The following is a 15,808-nucleotide window of genomic DNA, read 5'->3' as shown; positions in this document are numbered from 1 at the left end:
ACCTCAAACCTCAAACCTCAAACCTCAAACCTCAAACCTCAAACCTCAAACCTCAGCCTTCACCCCAACCTTCACCGCAGCCTTCCGATACGTCAGCAAAACAATCCCGCTCACTACAATCACTCCACCCACGATCTGTCCTCTGCTGAGCATTTGATCCAGCACAATCCAGCCCATCAACAACGTCGCCAGTGGTTCGATATTCATCACCGGGGCGTTGCGTGGCATGTCCAGTCGGGGCACGGAAATGAACAACACAATGAAGCCGGTCCCATAGAGCACGACAAGCGTGGCAAGGGCCAGCCAGCCGGTTGAAGTGGCGGGGAGGTTGAGTCCGCCGGGGAGGGCGCCGGTCAGGCCGGCCAGGTTGACGCTGCTGAACACGATGAAGATGGTCAGCAGGCTGCGCACCGAGCCGCGCACTTGCGACAGTTTGTGGTCGGTGATCCACAGCGCGCAGGCGAAGACGCTGGCGGCGCAGAAGGCGAGTGCGACGCCCAGTAGCCATTCCGGGCCGACGCTCGCGCTGTCTGATAGACGTCCGGGAACGTCCAGCACGAACACCAGCCCGACGAGAATCAAGCCCATCAACATCGCGGTGCGCGCGGTTGGGCGTGGGCCGCCCAGCGCCCAGGTCAGCAAGGCGAGCAGGATCGGAAACACATTGGCCACCAGCAGCGCCAAAGCGACCGGGACCCGCGCGACAGCGGAGTACAGACACAGGCTCTGCGCAGTAATCAGCAGGCCCAACAACAGTTGCCAACGCCACGCGCCCGCCGGCAGGCGCAGGCTTTGCCGCTGCCACAGGACGAGAATGGCCAGCACCAGCAAGGTCCCGCCCGAGCGCATCAGAATCGCCAGCAACACGCCCGCGCCATCATCAAAAGCCACCCGTGCCGCGACGTGGTTGCCGGCGAACGCACAGCCCATGCACAACAGAATGATCACGGCGAGATAACGAGGGAAGGGTGACGGTACGGTTGGCGCAAACTCAGGACGGGACATGGCAGATCTCAAAAATGATAGCCACTCGGGGTGGCTCAGGTTTTTATTATGTTGTCGTACAACTTCCCGATTTGTACCGTAATCGAGCAGACGCGGCAAGCTCGAAAGGCTTGAAAGACCGCGTAGGCGTGATGCTGGTTGAGTTTCAGAGGTCGTATAACTTGCTTTTAAGCCCGAGCATCGAGGAGAGCGGCCCAACCATCCTCCCGAGCCTGACCGACCAGGAAATCCACAAACGCCCGGGTTTTGGCTGGCAGCAGTTTCTGGCTGGAAAAGTACAAATAGATCTGTCCCGCATCGACATGCCAGCCCGGCAAAACCCTTTCCAGCGTGCCGTCCCGCAGATAAGGCAGCACATCGGGAACCGCCAACAGCGCAACCCCCAATCCCAAGCGCGCGCACTGACACAGCGCTTGCGGGTCGTTGACCAACAGGCGCGGCGTCAACTCCAGCGGTGCTCGTTTCCCGTCGGGCCCTTGCAGCATCCAGCTGCGCACCTTGCCGGTCTGTACCGAGCGCATGGCCAGATGTTCCAGCGTCGACAGCTCTTCGATGTGCCGAATGCGCTTGTGTGCCGAGAGGTATTCCTTCGATGCCACCAGAATCAGATGCGCCGGGGCGATGGCTCTGGCGACCACACCTTGCGCGAGTTCGATGCCGCCGCCGATAGCCGCATCAAACCCGTCCGCGATGAGATCGACCTGGCGATTGTCGACGTGCCATTCAGGGGTCACGGCGGGGTATTGCTTGAGAAACTCGGGCATCAGTGGCAACAGAAAATCCCTGGCGAAACCGGGTGCTGCGCTCAGACGCAAAAGCCCTGAAGGCTCTCCGGCATTGCCGGCCACGTCGGCAATCGCCGCTTGAACACTCTCCAGTCCCGAACCGACGTTGGCCAGAAAGCGTTCTCCCGCTTCGGTCAGCGTGAGTTTGCGCGTGCTGCGCTGAAACAAGCGTACGCCGAGGTTGGCCTCCAGTTGCGCGACATTGCGACTGACCGCCGCGGGAGTCAGGCCCAGGCGCCGCGCCGCCGCAGAGAAGCTTCCCGCCTCGGCGCTGCGCACGAATGAGAGCAAATTGCCTAAGGTTTCCATCTGCGCACCTTCAACGAATAATTGAAAGTGATTCTAGTGGGCTTCCACTACTGGTGGAAGATCAAAAGGCGTTTCATAGCCTCATCAACTCCAACCACCCAGAGGCTCGACCATGAACACTTCCACGCTTCCACTGACCGGCAAAATCGCCATCGTGACCGGTGGCTCACGCAGCATCGGCGCAGCAATCGCCAAGCGCCTCGCGGCAGATGGCGCCACCGTCGCTATCACCTACAACGCATCGCCAGATCGCGCCGCAGCGGTCGTGCAGGAAATCGTCGCGGCGGGCGGCCAGGCTGTGGCGCTGGCGGCCGATGCGGGCAATCCCGAGGCTGTACGTGCAGCGATTGCCGAGGTTGCACAGCGTTTTGGCAAGATCGACATTCTGGTGAACAACGCTGGTATCAGCCTGCTCGGTGCCCCCGAGGACATCGCCTTTGAGGACTTTCAACGCATCCTTGCGGTGAACGTGACCGGCGTCTTCGTCGCCACTCAGCAAGCGCTCAAACACATGGGGCAGGGCGGTCGCATCATTCACATCGGCAGCTCGATGGTGCAATACGCTGCGTTCGCTACCGCCTCCGTCTACACCCTGAGCAAAGGTGCGCTGACCGGTTTCAGTCGTGGACTGGTGCGCGATCTTGGGCCGCGCGGCATCACTGTGAACACCGTCCATCCTGGCCCGACCGACAGCGACATGAACCCGGCCGACGGGCCTATTGCGGACTTCCTACGCCCGAACATCGCCATGGGGCGGTACGGCGAGGGCAAGGATGTTGCCAGCGCGGTGGCGTACCTGGCCAGTGCGGACGCCGGGTTTGTCACCGGTGCAGAATTAATCGTCGACGGCGGCTTCACAGCGTAAGGAGAGCATCATGACTATCAGCATCATTGGTACAGGCTCCATCGGCACCGCCATCGCTCGGTTGCTCGTCAACGCAGGCCAGCCGGTCAGTCTGGCCAACAGCCGTGGGCCGCAGAGCCTTGCCGGTTTGGTCGACGAATTGGGTCCACTCGCACAAGCGGTGACCGCTCAGCAAGCCAGTCAGGCGGACATTGTTTTTCTGGCGGTGAACTGGTCGAAGATCCCCGACGCGGTACGCGATCTCGGGCCTTGGGATGGGCGCATCGTGATCGATGCCAACAACCCGATCGAAGCACCACTGTTCAAGCCGTTCGATCTGGGCGGCCAGCCGTCTTCGCAAGTGGTGGCGCAGATGCTGCCCGGTGCGCACGTGGTCAAGGCCTTCAACCATTTGCTCGCGGCTCTGCTGAGCGATCCCTCCGCCGAGGGCGGCAAGCGGGTGCTGTTTTATTCCGGTGAAGATGCCACGAGCAAAACCAAGGTTGCAGAGCTGATTACTCAACTGGGTTTTTACGGCATCGATCTGGGCGGTGTGCAGCAAGGAATGCTTGCGCAGTTCCCGGGCGGACCGCTGCCAGCCTTGAACCTGGTCAAACATGGCTAACCGCTGAGCCCGGGCAACCGGGCTTCACACACCATTCTAGGTATCACAATGTCTTCGCGACACACTGAAACGTAGCAGGCGATTCGCTGCAGTAACACAAGCCCGCTCAGGCGTGTCACGCACAAGCGCATATACTCGCTGAGGCGCTTTCGCTGCGAACTCCCAAAGAGACCTGTCAGGGCAGACGATGATCGACAGAACGGACCCCCCAAATGAATCGGCCAGCGACGAGGCGCTGGGTGCCACGCAGCCCGTAACTGCGCTGAATTTGCGTTGGCTGATTCTCTCCCTGGTACTGCTGTCTGTTCTGGCGACGTTGGGCAACAGCCTTGTCACAGCCTACCGCGTGCAGCGCGATGCCTTGGTTGATCATGCGCTGCAATCGAACAGTGCTTATGCAGCTAAGGTCGCCTCGAGCCTCGCTGAATTCATTCATTCAGCACAGAACCATCTGCGGTACAGCGCCAGTGAATTGGGCAAGGCCTGGGGTGACCCCAGCGTCATGCGCGCCGAAGCGCTGCGCCTGCAAAAACAGGATGCCGATTTCAACTCGATTGCCATAATCGATAGCACTGCCAAGGTGCTGGAGGCGTATCCGGATACTCTGCAAATCAACGGTTCAACGCTGCGTTCGGATGCCATTCTCAAAGCCATCGATGCGAAGCGGCCCTTCATCAGCTCCGCGTATACGTCTGCCGCCGGCAATCTCGTCGTATTCATCTCCGAACCCGTTTACGACTCTGCTGAGCGTTACGTGGGCATCATCGGCGGCTCGGTTTATCTGCGCGAAGACAACGCGCTGCACACCCTGATCAGCCGCCATTTTCACCACGAAGGCACCTTTGCTTTTGTAGCGGATCAGGATCGCCAACTGCTTTTTCACCCTGAGGCGGCGCGCATTGGCGACACCCTGGGCTGGAGCAAAACCGTCGATGCGGCGTTGCGTGGCGAGAGCGGCTCGATGAGCGTGCGTAATTACAAAGGCGTACCCATGCTCGCCGGGTACGCTCAGGTGCCGGGCGCTGGCTGGGCGGTGGTCGCGCAGCAGCCGCGCGAGGTCAGCCTGGCGCCGCTGAACACCTTGATGCGCGATGTGCTGCTGGGAATGCTGCCTGCCGCCCTGATCGGCTTCGTACTGATCTGGTTCGGCACCTTGCTGATCTGTCGCCCGCTCAACCAGCTGTCGCGTATTGCCCGGCAGTTGTCAGCGCCGCAGGCCAGCGAGCAACTTCGCCACGTCAAGGCTTGGTATCACGAGGCATTTTCCATCCGCCAGGCGATGCTTGCCGGCGTGCAGTTGTTGCAAGCGAAGCTGGGCCACCTTAACCAGCAGGTGCTGACTGACCCCATGACCGGACTGGCCAATCGCAGAGCCATGGATCAGGAGTTGCGCCGCCTTGAGCGCAGCGGGCAGACATATTCGGTGTTATCGCTGGACATCGACAATTTCAAAAAGGTTAACGACACCTTTGGCCACGACAAGGGCGATCTGGCGATCAAACAGGTCGCGCATACACTGCAAGCCTATTCCCGCGTCGGCGACCTGGCGTGCCGAGCCGGGGGAGAGGAGTTCTTGCTGATTTTGCCGCAAACCGATGTCGAGTCAGCCAGTGCCATCGCTGAGCGGATTCGTCAGGCCATTGCGACCAGTGATATTCCGACCGTGGGGCGCATTACCGCTTCGATCGGAGTGGCAACGTGTGAACACTTGCCGACTACTGCAGAAATCGTCCTCAAGAAAGCCGATGAGTGCCTCTACCGCGCCAAACAGGGTGGACGCAATCGAGTGGAATCGTACCTGTCGATGGCCTCGAGCGATTCCGAATGAGGCTACAAATTGATGCATGTCACGGGGCTTTCAACTAATCGGCAGAGTTGTTGATTCTGCCTCGATTCCACGCTAAAAGCAGCGGTAGGTGCGGCGCAAACGGCGCGTCCAGCAGTCGCGAAGACGCGTCACGGGCCAAATCATTCGGGCGGTGAAATGAAGCGTTCCAAGATCATGCGGCGGGGAATATTGCTGACGGCCCTTGCGGTGATCGTCCCGTTGGGCATGACCCTCGCGGCTGGCTGGATGCTGTCGATCTACGCGGCTCATGACCGCCTGCAAACGCTCGCCGCGATTGCCAACGATCGCGCCAGTCAGACATTTGCGCAGGCCTCCCAGGCGCTGAAAAGCATTGCTGTCACTGACCTCGAACCCTGCTCGCCACAGGGCATCGAGCAGATGCGCATGATTGCCATCAATACGTTTTCGGTCGAGACGGTCGGCTACGAAGAAGATGTATTTGCCTGCACGTCATGGGGCGCCACGCCGCCGCGGTCGAAGCAATGGGCGGAGGATTTCGTCACCGACGACGGGGTGAAGGTGTCCATCGATGCGCAGGATGACAACGAGCTGATCAAACCGATGCTGGCTTTGCAGTTTGCTGCGTTCAACGTGCTGGTCGACCCGGAACAATTTCGCGAAGTCGTACTGGATGAAGGCGTCAGGCTGGCCGTCGGCACACGTCAGGGCCGCTTGCTCGGCCCGGCGCACCCGAACATGGCGAGTTTCCTTGCCTTGGTGCATGAGGGGCCTACGCATGGCCTCAAGGACGGCTTTCTCTACACACTGGTGGCCCAGGGCAACTTCACCGTAATTGCCGCAATCCCGCGACAGGAACTGCTGCGCAGCCTCGGGCAACACGTGCTTTATCTGCTGCCGATCGGTCTTGTCATCAGCGTAGGCCTGGTCATTGCGAGCCTGCGCTGGTGGCGTCGCAAGCTGTCCCCGCTGGCGGCACTGGAGCGCGCGGTGCAGCGACAGGAGTTCGTGGTTCATTATCAGCCGATCATCGAAATTGAGACCCGGCGCTGCATCGGCGCCGAAGCCTTGATCCGCTGGCGCAAACCCAACGGCACGCTGGTCTACCCAGACGTGTTCATCCCGCTGGCCGAATCCAGTGGCTTGATCGAAGCGATCACTGACCAAGTGGTTCACCGCGTATTCGCAGACCTTGGCGGCATGCTCGCCAGTGACCGTTCGTTGCACGTGGCCTTGAACCTGGCCGCTGCCGATGTGAGCTCCGGACGACTGATACCGACTTTATTGAATGAAAGCCGTCGCCTCGACGTGCAGCCCGCGCAGATATGGCTTGAGGTGACAGAGCGCAGCCTCGTCGATCTGGCGTCAGCGAAAATAACACTGGAGCGCGCGCGAAGCGCCGGGTTTGTTGTCGCGCTGGATGACTTCGGCACCGGCTATTCGAGTCTGCAATACCTGCAGCAATTACCGCTGGACGTGCTCAAGATCGACCGATCCTTTGTTGAGCAGATCAGCGAAGCAGAGGAGCAGACCTTACTGGTCACTCACGTCATTCAGATGGGCCACGCGTTGCGCCTGACACTTGTCGCTGAGGGCGTCGAGACCCCGGCACAGCTAAACTTCCTGGGCGCCAACCAGGTGCGCTATGCACAGGGATGGCTGTTTGCGAAAGCCATGGAGTGCGCACAGTTCCAACAGCTCTATCTGGACGGTCGGCCTTGCACCGACGCGCGCATTCTTCAGGACCCGATTGTTACCTGAAAGAAACGAGTCGAAAAAAACACATTGACATATCGAAAAATCTCGATATCCTCGGCGCATGGAACTGATCGAAATCTTCAAAGCCCTCTCGAACCCGACGCGCCTCAAGATCCTTGAAGGCCTGAAGGATCCCGTCAAGAATTTCCCCCCGCAGGATGAGGGTGACGTTCTCGTCGAGGGTGTCTGCGTCAGCAGCATCCAGGAAGGTATCGGCCTGTCGCAGTCTACGGTGTCGAGTTACCTGGCCACGTTGCAGCGAGTGGGGCTGGTTGAGGTGCGGCGCATCGGTCAATGGACCTACTACAAACGCAATGAGGCTGCTATCAGCGCGCTTGCAGAGATCATAGGGAAAGAGCTGTAAATTTTTTTACTCTAGGATATCGAGAATTCTCGATATCCCTCTTTATCGATACGAGGTTTTGCCATGAAAGCGATGATTTTGAAATCCTTCGGCGGTCCTGATTCGTTCGAACTCAGCGACGTTCCAAAACCGGTTCCGCAAGCGGGCCAAGTGCTGGTCCGAGTGCACGCTACTTCCATCAATCCGCTGGATTATCAGGTTCGGCGCGGTGACTATCCCGATCTGGTGCCGCTGCCGGCCATTACCGGTCACGACGTGTCGGGCGTGGTTGAAGCCATCGGGCCGGGCGTCAGCGCTTTCGCGCCGGGCGACGAAGTCTGGTACACCCCGCAGATATTCGACGGGCAGGGCAGCTATGCCGAGTACCACGTGGCTGCTGAAAGCATCATCGCCAGAAAGCCTGCATCGCTGAGCCACCTTGAGGCGGCTAGTCTGAGTCTGGTCGGCGGTACGGTTTGGGAAGCGCTGACCGTGCGCGCCGTGCTCCGCGTTGGCGAAAGCATTCTGATCCACGGCGGCGCCGGCGGGGTCGGCCATGTGGCGATTCAGGTGGCCAAAGCCATGGGCGCCAGAGTGTTCACCACCGTGCGCGAGGCCAACGCCGATTTCGTCCGCAGCCTGGGTGCCGACGTGGTGATCGATTACACCCAAGAGGATTACGTCGAAGCGATCATGCGCGAAACCGCCGGGCATGGCGTTGATGTGGTGTTCGACACCATCGGCGGCGATACCCTGTCTCGCAGTGCCGACGCGCTCGCCCAGCTTGGCCGCGTCGTCTCGATCGTCGATATCGCGCAGCCACAAAACCTCGTTCAGGCCTGGGGCAAGAACGCCAGCTACCACTTCGTTTTCACCCGGCAGAATCGCGGCAAGCTCGATGAATTGAGCGCGTTGGTCGAGCGCGGCCAGTTGCGGCCCCACGTTGGCGCGGTCTATTCCCTTGCCGACATCCCGCTCGCCCATGCCCGACTGGAGAGCGCCAACAACGGTCTGCTGGGAAAAATCGCCATCGCCGTCGAGTCTTCACTCATCGTCTGAATCCGCTCACTGATTTTGGAGAAACATCATGGTTTACGAGATCGCTGTGCTGCCCGTTCACCCGCATCAGACTGAAGCCTTCCGACGCGCATTTGCCGAAGTCGAACCGTTGCTCACCCGCGCCAAGGGATATGGCGGCCACTTGCTGGCGCAAGGTATTGAAACCCCCGAGCAATTCAATTTGATCGTGCGCTGGCAATCGCTTGAGGATCACTCGCCGGGGTTTGAAGAAAGCGAAGACCACCAGCGGTTCATGCTGGGGCTGGAGGATTATTTTTCGGCAGAACCGAGGGTCTATCACATTGAGGGTGGTGCTTTTCCGGGGGGCGACTTGAGCGTTGCGGGCAGCAGCTCAAGCACAGGGAGTTGAGTGTTCTGATAGCTTTCGTCACAAGCGGCTGCTGCCGATTTTCCCCCCGCGTTGAACCACTGCAATGATGGTAGGCTGCACGAGGTCAGCCGTACCTTCTGTACTCCTGAGTTCGTTCTTTTACTGTCTGCGCCGGCGCGCCTGTCGGCGCAGATGGATTTCCTCTATGGATTACAGCCATGCGCCTGCCAGATTTCATTCTCGAAAACCTAGAGCCGATCCTGCAGGCCTGGGAAGATTTCGCCCGCACCATCGAGACGCCGGGGGTGGAGCTCGATAACGTCGCGCTGCGCGATCACGCCGAGCAGATGTTGCGCGCCATCGTGATCGATCTGCGGACCAAGCAGACCATGAGCGAACAAATCGCCAAAGCCCAGGGCCAAGCGCCGCGCGACGATGAAGAAACAGCTGCGGAAACCCACGCGGTGACGCGGCTGATGGCCGGTTTTACCATCGATCAGATGGTGTCGGAATACCGCGCGCTGCGCACCAGTGTGCTGACCCAATGGCTGCGTCAGGTCAAGGATGGCAAATCAGTGAATGTCGACGACATGACGCGCTTCCACGAAGCGATCGATCAGGCGCTGGCCGAGTCGATTGCCAGCTACTCGCGCGCCGTCGAGGCGTCGCGCAACGTGTTTCTGGGGATTCTCGGCCATGACTTGCGCACGCCGCTGGGGGCGATTCTGCTCGGTGCGGATATGTTGCGTCGTACCGAAGCCACCGACCCGCGCACCGGCAAAGTGGCCAGGCAGATCTACGCCAGCGTGCAGCGCGCCAGCCAGATCGTGGGCGACCTGCTGGATCTGACGCGCTGCCAGATGGGGCCGGGGATTCCGGTGAAAAAATCCCTGATCGATCTCAGCCCTGTGTGCGAGCGGGTGATCGAGGAAATCCGCGCCTTTCATCCGCAGGCCAACGTGCGGTTCGATGCGACGGAAGCGGTGATGGGAGCGTTCGATGGCGCCAGGATGGAACAGGTGTTTTCCAACATCATCAGCAATGCGGTGACCCACGGCGACAATAATTTTCCGGTAACTGTCGAGTTGAACGTTCGCGAGGATTGCGCGGTGTTCACAGTGCACAACGGCGGCGAGCCGATTCCAGAAGACGTGTTGCCGTTCATCTTCAACCCGATGGGGCGGTTCTCGCAGCGCTCCGTGGTTGATCACGGGCCCGTTGCCGGGCTGGGTCTGGGCCTGTTCATCGCCTCGGAAATCGTCGCCTCGCATGCCGGCTCGATCGAGGTCAGCTCTGACCTGAAGGGCGGAACCGTGTTTCGCGTAAAGCTTCCGGTGGATGCCGAAAGCCCCGTCACCATCTAGGCCAATCGATGGAGGGCCGGCCCCGGCCCTCCAGCCTGATCACTCCTCCATCACCTCAACCAAACCCCGGTCCTCACCGAGGAACCCGCCGCTCTGGTGCTGCCACAGCCGCGCATAGGTGCCGTTCTTCTCGAGCAATTGCGCGTGGGTGCCTTGTTCGATGATGCGGCCTTCGTCCATGACGATCAGCCGGTCCATGGCCGCAATGGTCGACAAGCGGTGGGCGATGGCGATCACGGTTTTGCCCTGCATCATTTCATCGAGGCTTTCCTGAATAGCGACTTCAACCTCGGAATCCAGCGCGCTGGTGGCTTCGTCGAGAAGCAGGATCGGTGCGTTTTTCAGCATCACCCGGGCGATGGCGATGCGTTGGCGCTGCCCGCCGGAGAGCTTGATACCGCGTTCGCCGACCAGCGTGTCGTAGCCGCTGTGGCCCTGCTTGTCGCTCAACTGGCTGATGAAACCATCGGCCTGGGCGTTCACTGCCGCGCGATGGATGTCTTCGTCGGTGGCGTCCGGGCGTCCGTAGGCAATGTTGTCGCGGATCGAACGGTGCAACAGCGACGTGTCCTGGGTGACCATGCCGATCACGCTACGCAGACTGTCCTGGGTGACCTCGGCGATGTTCTGCCCATCGATGCGGATTTCGCCGCGATCAACGTCATAGAAGCGCAGCAGAAGGTTGATCAGCGTCGACTTGCCAGCACCGGAGCGGCCGACCAGGCCGATTTTTTCGCCGGGGCGAATATGCAGGGTCAAGCCGTCGAGCACCTGGCGTTCGCCGTTGTAGTTGAAGCTGACATTGTCGAAAACCACTTCGCCGCCGGCCGGCTCCAGCACTTTGGCATCCGGCGCGTCCTGGACTTTCGGGCCGCTGGTCAGGGTGGCCATCCCGTCCTGGACGGTGCCGATGTTTTCGAACAGCGAAGTCATCTGCCACATGATCCAGTGCGACATGCCATTGATGCGCAACGCCATGGCGGTGATCGCCGCAACAGCGCCGGTGCCGACTTCGCCCTGATGCCACAGCCACAACGCGTAACCACCGGCACCGAGAATCAACGCCACCACCAGCGCCTGATTGACGATTTCGAACTGACTGACCAGCCGCATCTGGCGAAATCCGGTGAGCTTGAAATCTTCCATCGCCGCGCGGGCAAAGTGCGCTTCACGCTTGGAGTGCGAGAACAGTTTAACCGTGGTGATGTTGGTGTAGGCGTCGGCAATCCGCCCGGTCATCGACGAGCGCGCATCGGCCTGTTCCTGGCCGACTTTGCCCAGACGCGGGACGAAATACACCATCGCCAGCCCGAACAGAACGATCCACGCCAGAAACGGCAGCATCAGCTTCAGCGCAAAGCCACCGGCCAGCGCAATGATCGCGATGAAGTACACGCCAATGCCGGGGAGGATTTCGATCAGGGTGAACAGCACCTCGCGCACCGACAACGCAGTCTGCATGACCTTGGTCGTCACCCGGCCGGAGAACTCGTCGGAGAAGAACGACAGACTTTGCCGCAGCATCAACCGGTGAAAGTCCCAGCGCAGGCGCAGCGGCAGATTGATCGCAAGGATCTGGTGCTGGACCATCGTGCGCAGCGCCACCAGGCCGATGCTGACAACCAGCACGATGCCGATGCCCCACAACACGCGGCTTTCCTCATCACCGGCAGCCCCGCCGGATTGCCAGGTCGAGAGCAGATCCACCACTTGCCCGAGGAAGGAAAACAGCCACGCCTCGTAGATCGACACGCTGGCGCTGAGCAGGGCGAAGGCCAGAATGTAGCCGCGCGCGCCCCGGGTGCAGGCCCACAAGAAGCGCATCAGGCCGACTGGCGGTGGCGGCGCCTCGTCGGGCGGGAAGGGGTCAAGCCTTTCTTCAAACAGGCGAAGCATTGCGGTCTCCGAAGTGATCAGGGTGTGGGGATTCTGCCATCTATCGGCGTTGTTGCGGGTTTCAGCGTCGTGTTGCAGATAAATGCTTGTGCCTTGTCTTGACCGCAGCCAGGCGCAGAAGCTCAACGCAATCGTGCCAAGCGCAACCTTTCGTCGCTGATCCAGACCTGATGTCGCACGCTCATCAACCTCTTTGAACTCTCGCACAAGCTGCTCCGTCATCTTCTATGTGGGGGCTCGAGGCAATGTTGCCGTGTAGCTCCGTTTTTCCGTTTTCAAGTCAGAACGCGAGGGGCCACATGAATACTCAAGACAGCAGGGCAGGCTTTGAATCAGGTGATCCGAACAGCAAGCCTGGACAGGCTTTTGAACATTTGAAGGACGACGTCAACGAAGCAATTGGCGGCGCGCGGCAACAGGCCGACGCGCAATTCGGACAGTACCGCGACACCGCGGCCGAACAGATAGAAGCACTGGCCCAAGGCGCAAAGAGCTTCGTCTCGGAGTTGCAGGACAAGGACACGCTGGGCATGTCCGACTACCTGACGGACATGGCGGATTCCATGACCGGGCTGGCGGGCAACCTGCGCGGCAAGAGTGCCGAGCAGTTGCTGCACGATGCGGCGGATCTGGCGCGCAGCAATCCGGGGCTATTCATCGCCGGCAGCATCGCCATCGGTTTCGGCCTGTCGCGGTTTCTCAAAGCCGGCACGGCCGCAGCAGCGACGGTCAGCGCCGAGCACGATCCGGCGGCGGGCACGACATCGACGCCACCGCCAGCCGATTACGGTGCGCAGCGACCCTATGAATCGTCAGTACCGTCATCGGCCCACGCCAATCCGGGACTGGCCACCGGCATCACCCCGACCTCGCCCAGTGACAGCGATCACCCCGCTGATTTTGCCGCGGCTTCCGTACCGCACGCACCCGACGCCAAAGGAGAACTGTGATGAACAGAGATGAATCTGATCTGAGCGGGGCAAGGCCCCTCGGCCAAACGGATGATGCTTCGGTGGTCGGTCTGTTGCGGCAACTGTCGCGCGAGGTGCCAGCGTTGTTCACCAAGGAACTGGCATTGGCCAAAGCCGAACTGCAGAACAGCCTCAGCACGCTGAAGGCGGGCATCGGTGCGGTTGCTGGTGGTGCGATCGTGTTCCTCGCCGGCTTTATTATTCTGCTGATGTCGGCGGTGTACGGCCTGAGTATGTTCATGGCGCCATGGCTGGCCGCGCTGATCGTCGGCGTGGTGGTGATGATCATTGGCTTCGCCATGCTGCAATCCGGGAAGAAGCAATTCGAGCCATCTCACTTCAAACCTGATCGCACCCTCGACGCCTTGAACAAGGATCAGGAAGCGCTGCGGAGGAAAGTCTCATGAAAAGCGAACTGGATATCGAAGCGGAAAAAAGCCCGGAGCAGATCGAGCGCGAAATCGATGCGCAACGCGCGAGCATCGGCAACATCGTCGATCAACTCGAGAGCAAATTCACTCCCGGGCAAATGATCGATCAGGCCTGGGGGATGATGCAGAGCAACGGCTCGACGTTCTTCACCAACCTCGGCACCAGCGTGCGCAATAACCCGGTGCCAGCGGTGCTGACTTCCGTGGGGCTGCTCTGGCTGATGATCAGCCAGAATCGCCCGCCAGTGCCGCAACCGACCTATCGCAGCGGGCCGGATCAGGACAAGGCCGGCGAGTGGGCCGACGGTTTGGCCGACGGCATCGACAGCGCCCGCGCGCATTTGCACTCGACTACTGACACGCTGAAGGACGGCTACCAGTCGCTGAAAGGCAAGGCCAGCCACCTCGGGGAAAACGTCGGTGCGGCGAAGGAAAACCTCAGCCATGCGATGCATGACGCCAGTGATCGACTGTCGCGTAATTCGCAGGTGCTCGGCCAGCAATTCAGCCACCTGCTCAAGGAGCAACCGCTGATGGTGGCTGCCGCCGGGGTTGCGCTCGGTGCATTGCTCGGCGCGGCGTTGCCGACTACCTCCACTGAACAGCGCTACATGGGCCGTACCAGCGCTGGCATGGTCGACAAGGCCAAGCAGAAAGCTCAGGAGGGATACGAAGCCGTGCGTGACACGGTGACTCGAACCACTGAACAAACCGAAGTGGAGACCAAGCCGGAAACGGCGCGGCCTTCGTCTTCCGATTTGTCACAGGGGTTGGGTACTTCTTGATGGTGAAAAACAAGGGAGGCCTGCAATGGGCCTCCCTTTTTATTGGACTGCGGGTCAGGTCGATACCTCATTCTGCAGGCCTTTCAAATATTCGACCAACGTCTGTGCACACGCTTCAATCGCGCCATCCACGACCAGTTCAAACCCGTGGGTATTCTCGGTCGGGATTGCGATGCATCCGGCCTGGGCGCTGATGCCTGAGCTCATCACCGCGCTGGCGTCGGAGGCGAAATCCACCAGCAGGGCGAACTGTGGATCGAAGCCGCAACGCTTGGCTGCGTCGGCCAAGGCCATGACCACGCCGCGCGAGTAATAGCCTTTCTGGTCGCCGGTATCGATGATCGGGTCAACGCTCAATCGCGTTGCGTACTCGCTCATCACCGGGCCGACTTCCACCGCGATTGTGGTGTCGCCGGGCAGGTGTGCAGCGGCGTACATTGCGCCGGCGTTGCTTTCTTCCTCGAGGGTGGTGAAGACAAAGTAGGTGTCGTGCGCCAATTCGGTCGGGCTGCGCTTGAGTTGCTCGGCGGCCTGAAGCATGGCGACGACAGGCGCGCGGTCATCGAGAAAATGCGCAGCGGTGGCATCGCCCACTCTGAACGGCGTACGCCAGTGCTGGCTGAGCACGACACGGGTGCCGGGGCGCACTCCCATGTCTTGCAAGGTTTGCGGGTCGTAACGAGTGATGATGTGCACGTCTTTCCACTCCACCGCGCCGCTCATCACATCCTGGCCCTGCGGCGAACCTGTGGTGGCGTGCATCGAGCCGAATGAGAGCACGCCGGGCAGGGTTTGCGCATCGCCGAGAATATCCACCGGACAGACACCGAAATTCACCGGATTCGCACCGCCGAGGGCAACCACCCGCAACGTACCGTCCGGCTCGACGCGTTTGACCAGCATGGCGATCTCGTCCATGTGGCCCATGATGCGCACGGCGTGCTGGCCGTTCGGATCGGGTTCGCTGCCCTTGAGCAGACCAATGACATTCCCGGCCCGGTCGGTCCAGACCTCGTCGCAATGGCGCTGCAGTTCTTCCAGGCAGATTGCCCGGACCTCGTCTTCCTGCCCGCCAGGCCCGCGCGCCATGAGCAAGCGGCTCAATAGTGTTTGGGTGGATTCCTCTGAGTTGCGCGGCGAAGGCGCCTGATTATCCGACATGCATGCTGACCCTCCTTGCATCGGCGGACGTGTATCGACCGCTCAGGATTTAGGGGGCAGGTTGGCGGGAAAATTCAGATGGGTTGAAGCCTTCTGATTCACCTGCATTCCCTGTGGGAGCGAGCTTGCTCGCGAAAGCGCAGTGTCAGGCGATGATGATGTTGACTGTGCCGGCGCCTTCGCGAGCAGGGATTTTGGTTGCGCTGAAGATTGCGGCCTTGCCCGGACCATTGTGGGAGCGAGCTTGCTCGCGATAGCGGTGTGACAGGCGATGATGAGGTTGAATGTGCCGACGCCTTCGCGGGCTAGTCCGCTCCCACAGAGATTTGGGTTG

The 15,808-nt window shown here is 60.5% G+C and carries 15 protein-coding genes and 1 pseudogene; 11 read left to right on the top strand and 5 right to left on the bottom strand.

Annotated elements, in window-relative coordinates; genetic code table 11:
- Positions 1-45 precede the first annotated feature (45 nt).
- Positions 46-1,005, bottom strand: coding sequence for a DMT family transporter (locus D8U71_RS28260; protein ID WP_130889212.1), 960 nt, complete (start codon positions 1,003-1,005; stop codon positions 46-48).
- A 167-nt stretch (positions 1,006-1,172) separates the two neighbouring features.
- A complete protein-coding gene (locus D8U71_RS28255; RefSeq protein WP_130889211.1) occupies positions 1,173-2,099 on the bottom strand; it encodes a LysR family transcriptional regulator in 927 nt (308 codons plus the stop codon).
- Positions 2,100-2,211: 112 nt separating this feature from the next.
- Here D8U71_RS28255 and D8U71_RS28250 point away from each other — a divergent pair, with 112 nt between their 5' ends.
- From D8U71_RS28250 to D8U71_RS28215, 8 genes are all read left to right on the top strand, one after another.
- Positions 2,212-2,964 carry a 3-oxoacyl-ACP reductase family protein gene (locus D8U71_RS28250; RefSeq protein WP_130889210.1) on the top strand — a complete coding sequence of 251 codons (753 nt, stop codon included), beginning with the start codon at positions 2,212-2,214 and terminating at the stop codon, positions 2,962-2,964.
- 7 nt (positions 2,965-2,971) lie between these two features.
- On the top strand, positions 2,972-3,568 hold the full coding sequence (locus D8U71_RS28245; RefSeq protein WP_206663220.1) for an NADPH-dependent F420 reductase: 597 nt from the start codon (positions 2,972-2,974) through the stop codon (positions 3,566-3,568).
- A 187-nt stretch (positions 3,569-3,755) separates the two neighbouring features.
- Positions 3,756-5,396, top strand: coding sequence for a sensor domain-containing diguanylate cyclase (locus tag D8U71_RS28240; RefSeq protein WP_130889208.1), 1,641 nt, complete (start codon positions 3,756-3,758; stop codon positions 5,394-5,396).
- A gap of 156 nt (positions 5,397-5,552) precedes the next feature.
- A complete protein-coding gene (locus tag D8U71_RS28235; protein WP_130889207.1) occupies positions 5,553-7,136 on the top strand; it encodes an EAL domain-containing protein in 1,584 nt (527 codons plus the stop codon).
- Positions 7,137-7,194: 58 nt separating this feature from the next.
- Positions 7,195-7,497 carry a metalloregulator ArsR/SmtB family transcription factor gene (locus D8U71_RS28230; protein WP_024012559.1) on the top strand — a complete coding sequence of 101 codons (303 nt, stop codon included), beginning with the start codon at positions 7,195-7,197 and terminating at the stop codon, positions 7,495-7,497.
- 63 nt (positions 7,498-7,560) lie between these two features.
- Positions 7,561-8,535, top strand: coding sequence for a zinc-dependent alcohol dehydrogenase family protein (locus tag D8U71_RS28225; protein ID WP_130889206.1), 975 nt, complete (start codon positions 7,561-7,563; stop codon positions 8,533-8,535).
- Positions 8,536-8,563: 28 nt separating this feature from the next.
- A complete protein-coding gene (locus D8U71_RS28220; RefSeq protein WP_016774292.1) occupies positions 8,564-8,905 on the top strand; it encodes an antibiotic biosynthesis monooxygenase in 342 nt (113 codons plus the stop codon).
- A gap of 179 nt (positions 8,906-9,084) precedes the next feature.
- Positions 9,085-10,230 (top strand): sensor histidine kinase, encoded by a 1,146-nt coding sequence (locus tag D8U71_RS28215; protein ID WP_130889205.1) that lies wholly within the window; start codon positions 9,085-9,087, stop codon positions 10,228-10,230.
- Positions 10,231-10,269: 39 nt separating this feature from the next.
- Here the strand turns inward: D8U71_RS28215 and D8U71_RS28210 are convergent, their stop codons facing one another.
- A complete protein-coding gene (locus tag D8U71_RS28210; RefSeq protein ID WP_056784851.1) occupies positions 10,270-12,126 on the bottom strand; it encodes an ABC transporter ATP-binding protein in 1,857 nt (618 codons plus the stop codon).
- 299 nt (positions 12,127-12,425) lie between these two features.
- Here D8U71_RS28210 and D8U71_RS28205 point away from each other — a divergent pair, with 299 nt between their 5' ends.
- The 3 genes from D8U71_RS28205 to D8U71_RS28195 are packed head-to-tail and all read left to right on the top strand — an operon-like array spanning position 12,426 to position 14,313.
- On the top strand, positions 12,426-13,076 hold the full coding sequence (locus tag D8U71_RS28205) for a hypothetical protein (protein ID WP_123442758.1): 651 nt from the start codon (positions 12,426-12,428) through the stop codon (positions 13,074-13,076).
- Positions 13,076-13,504 carry a phage holin family protein gene (locus tag D8U71_RS28200; RefSeq protein ID WP_024012566.1) on the top strand — a complete coding sequence of 143 codons (429 nt, stop codon included), beginning with the start codon at positions 13,076-13,078 and terminating at the stop codon, positions 13,502-13,504. Before D8U71_RS28205 ends, D8U71_RS28200 begins: the two co-directional genes overlap by 1 nt.
- Entirely contained in the window at positions 13,501-14,313 is an 813-nt protein-coding gene (locus D8U71_RS28195) for a DUF3618 domain-containing protein (RefSeq protein WP_024012567.1), read from the top strand. Before D8U71_RS28200 ends, D8U71_RS28195 begins: the two co-directional genes overlap by 4 nt.
- Positions 14,314-14,367: 54 nt before the next feature.
- Here D8U71_RS28195 and D8U71_RS28190 read toward each other — a convergent pair whose 3' ends face one another.
- Together D8U71_RS28190 and D8U71_RS28520 are read right to left on the bottom strand one after the other, a co-directional pair.
- Positions 14,368-15,474 carry a M20/M25/M40 family metallo-hydrolase gene (locus D8U71_RS28190; RefSeq protein WP_130889204.1) on the bottom strand — a complete coding sequence of 369 codons (1,107 nt, stop codon included), beginning with the start codon at positions 15,472-15,474 and terminating at the stop codon, positions 14,368-14,370.
- 145 nt (positions 15,475-15,619) lie between these two features.
- Positions 15,620-15,808: pseudogene (locus D8U71_RS28520) on the bottom strand (hypothetical protein); the annotation flags it as partial.

This window comes from Pseudomonas sp. Sample_21 (assembly GCF_004307525.1).
GTDB lineage: Bacteria > Pseudomonadota > Gammaproteobacteria > Pseudomonadales > Pseudomonadaceae > Aquipseudomonas > Aquipseudomonas atacamensis.
The sequence above is the reverse complement of the archived record's forward strand: the minus strand, read 5'-3'. Positions and strand labels throughout refer to the sequence as shown.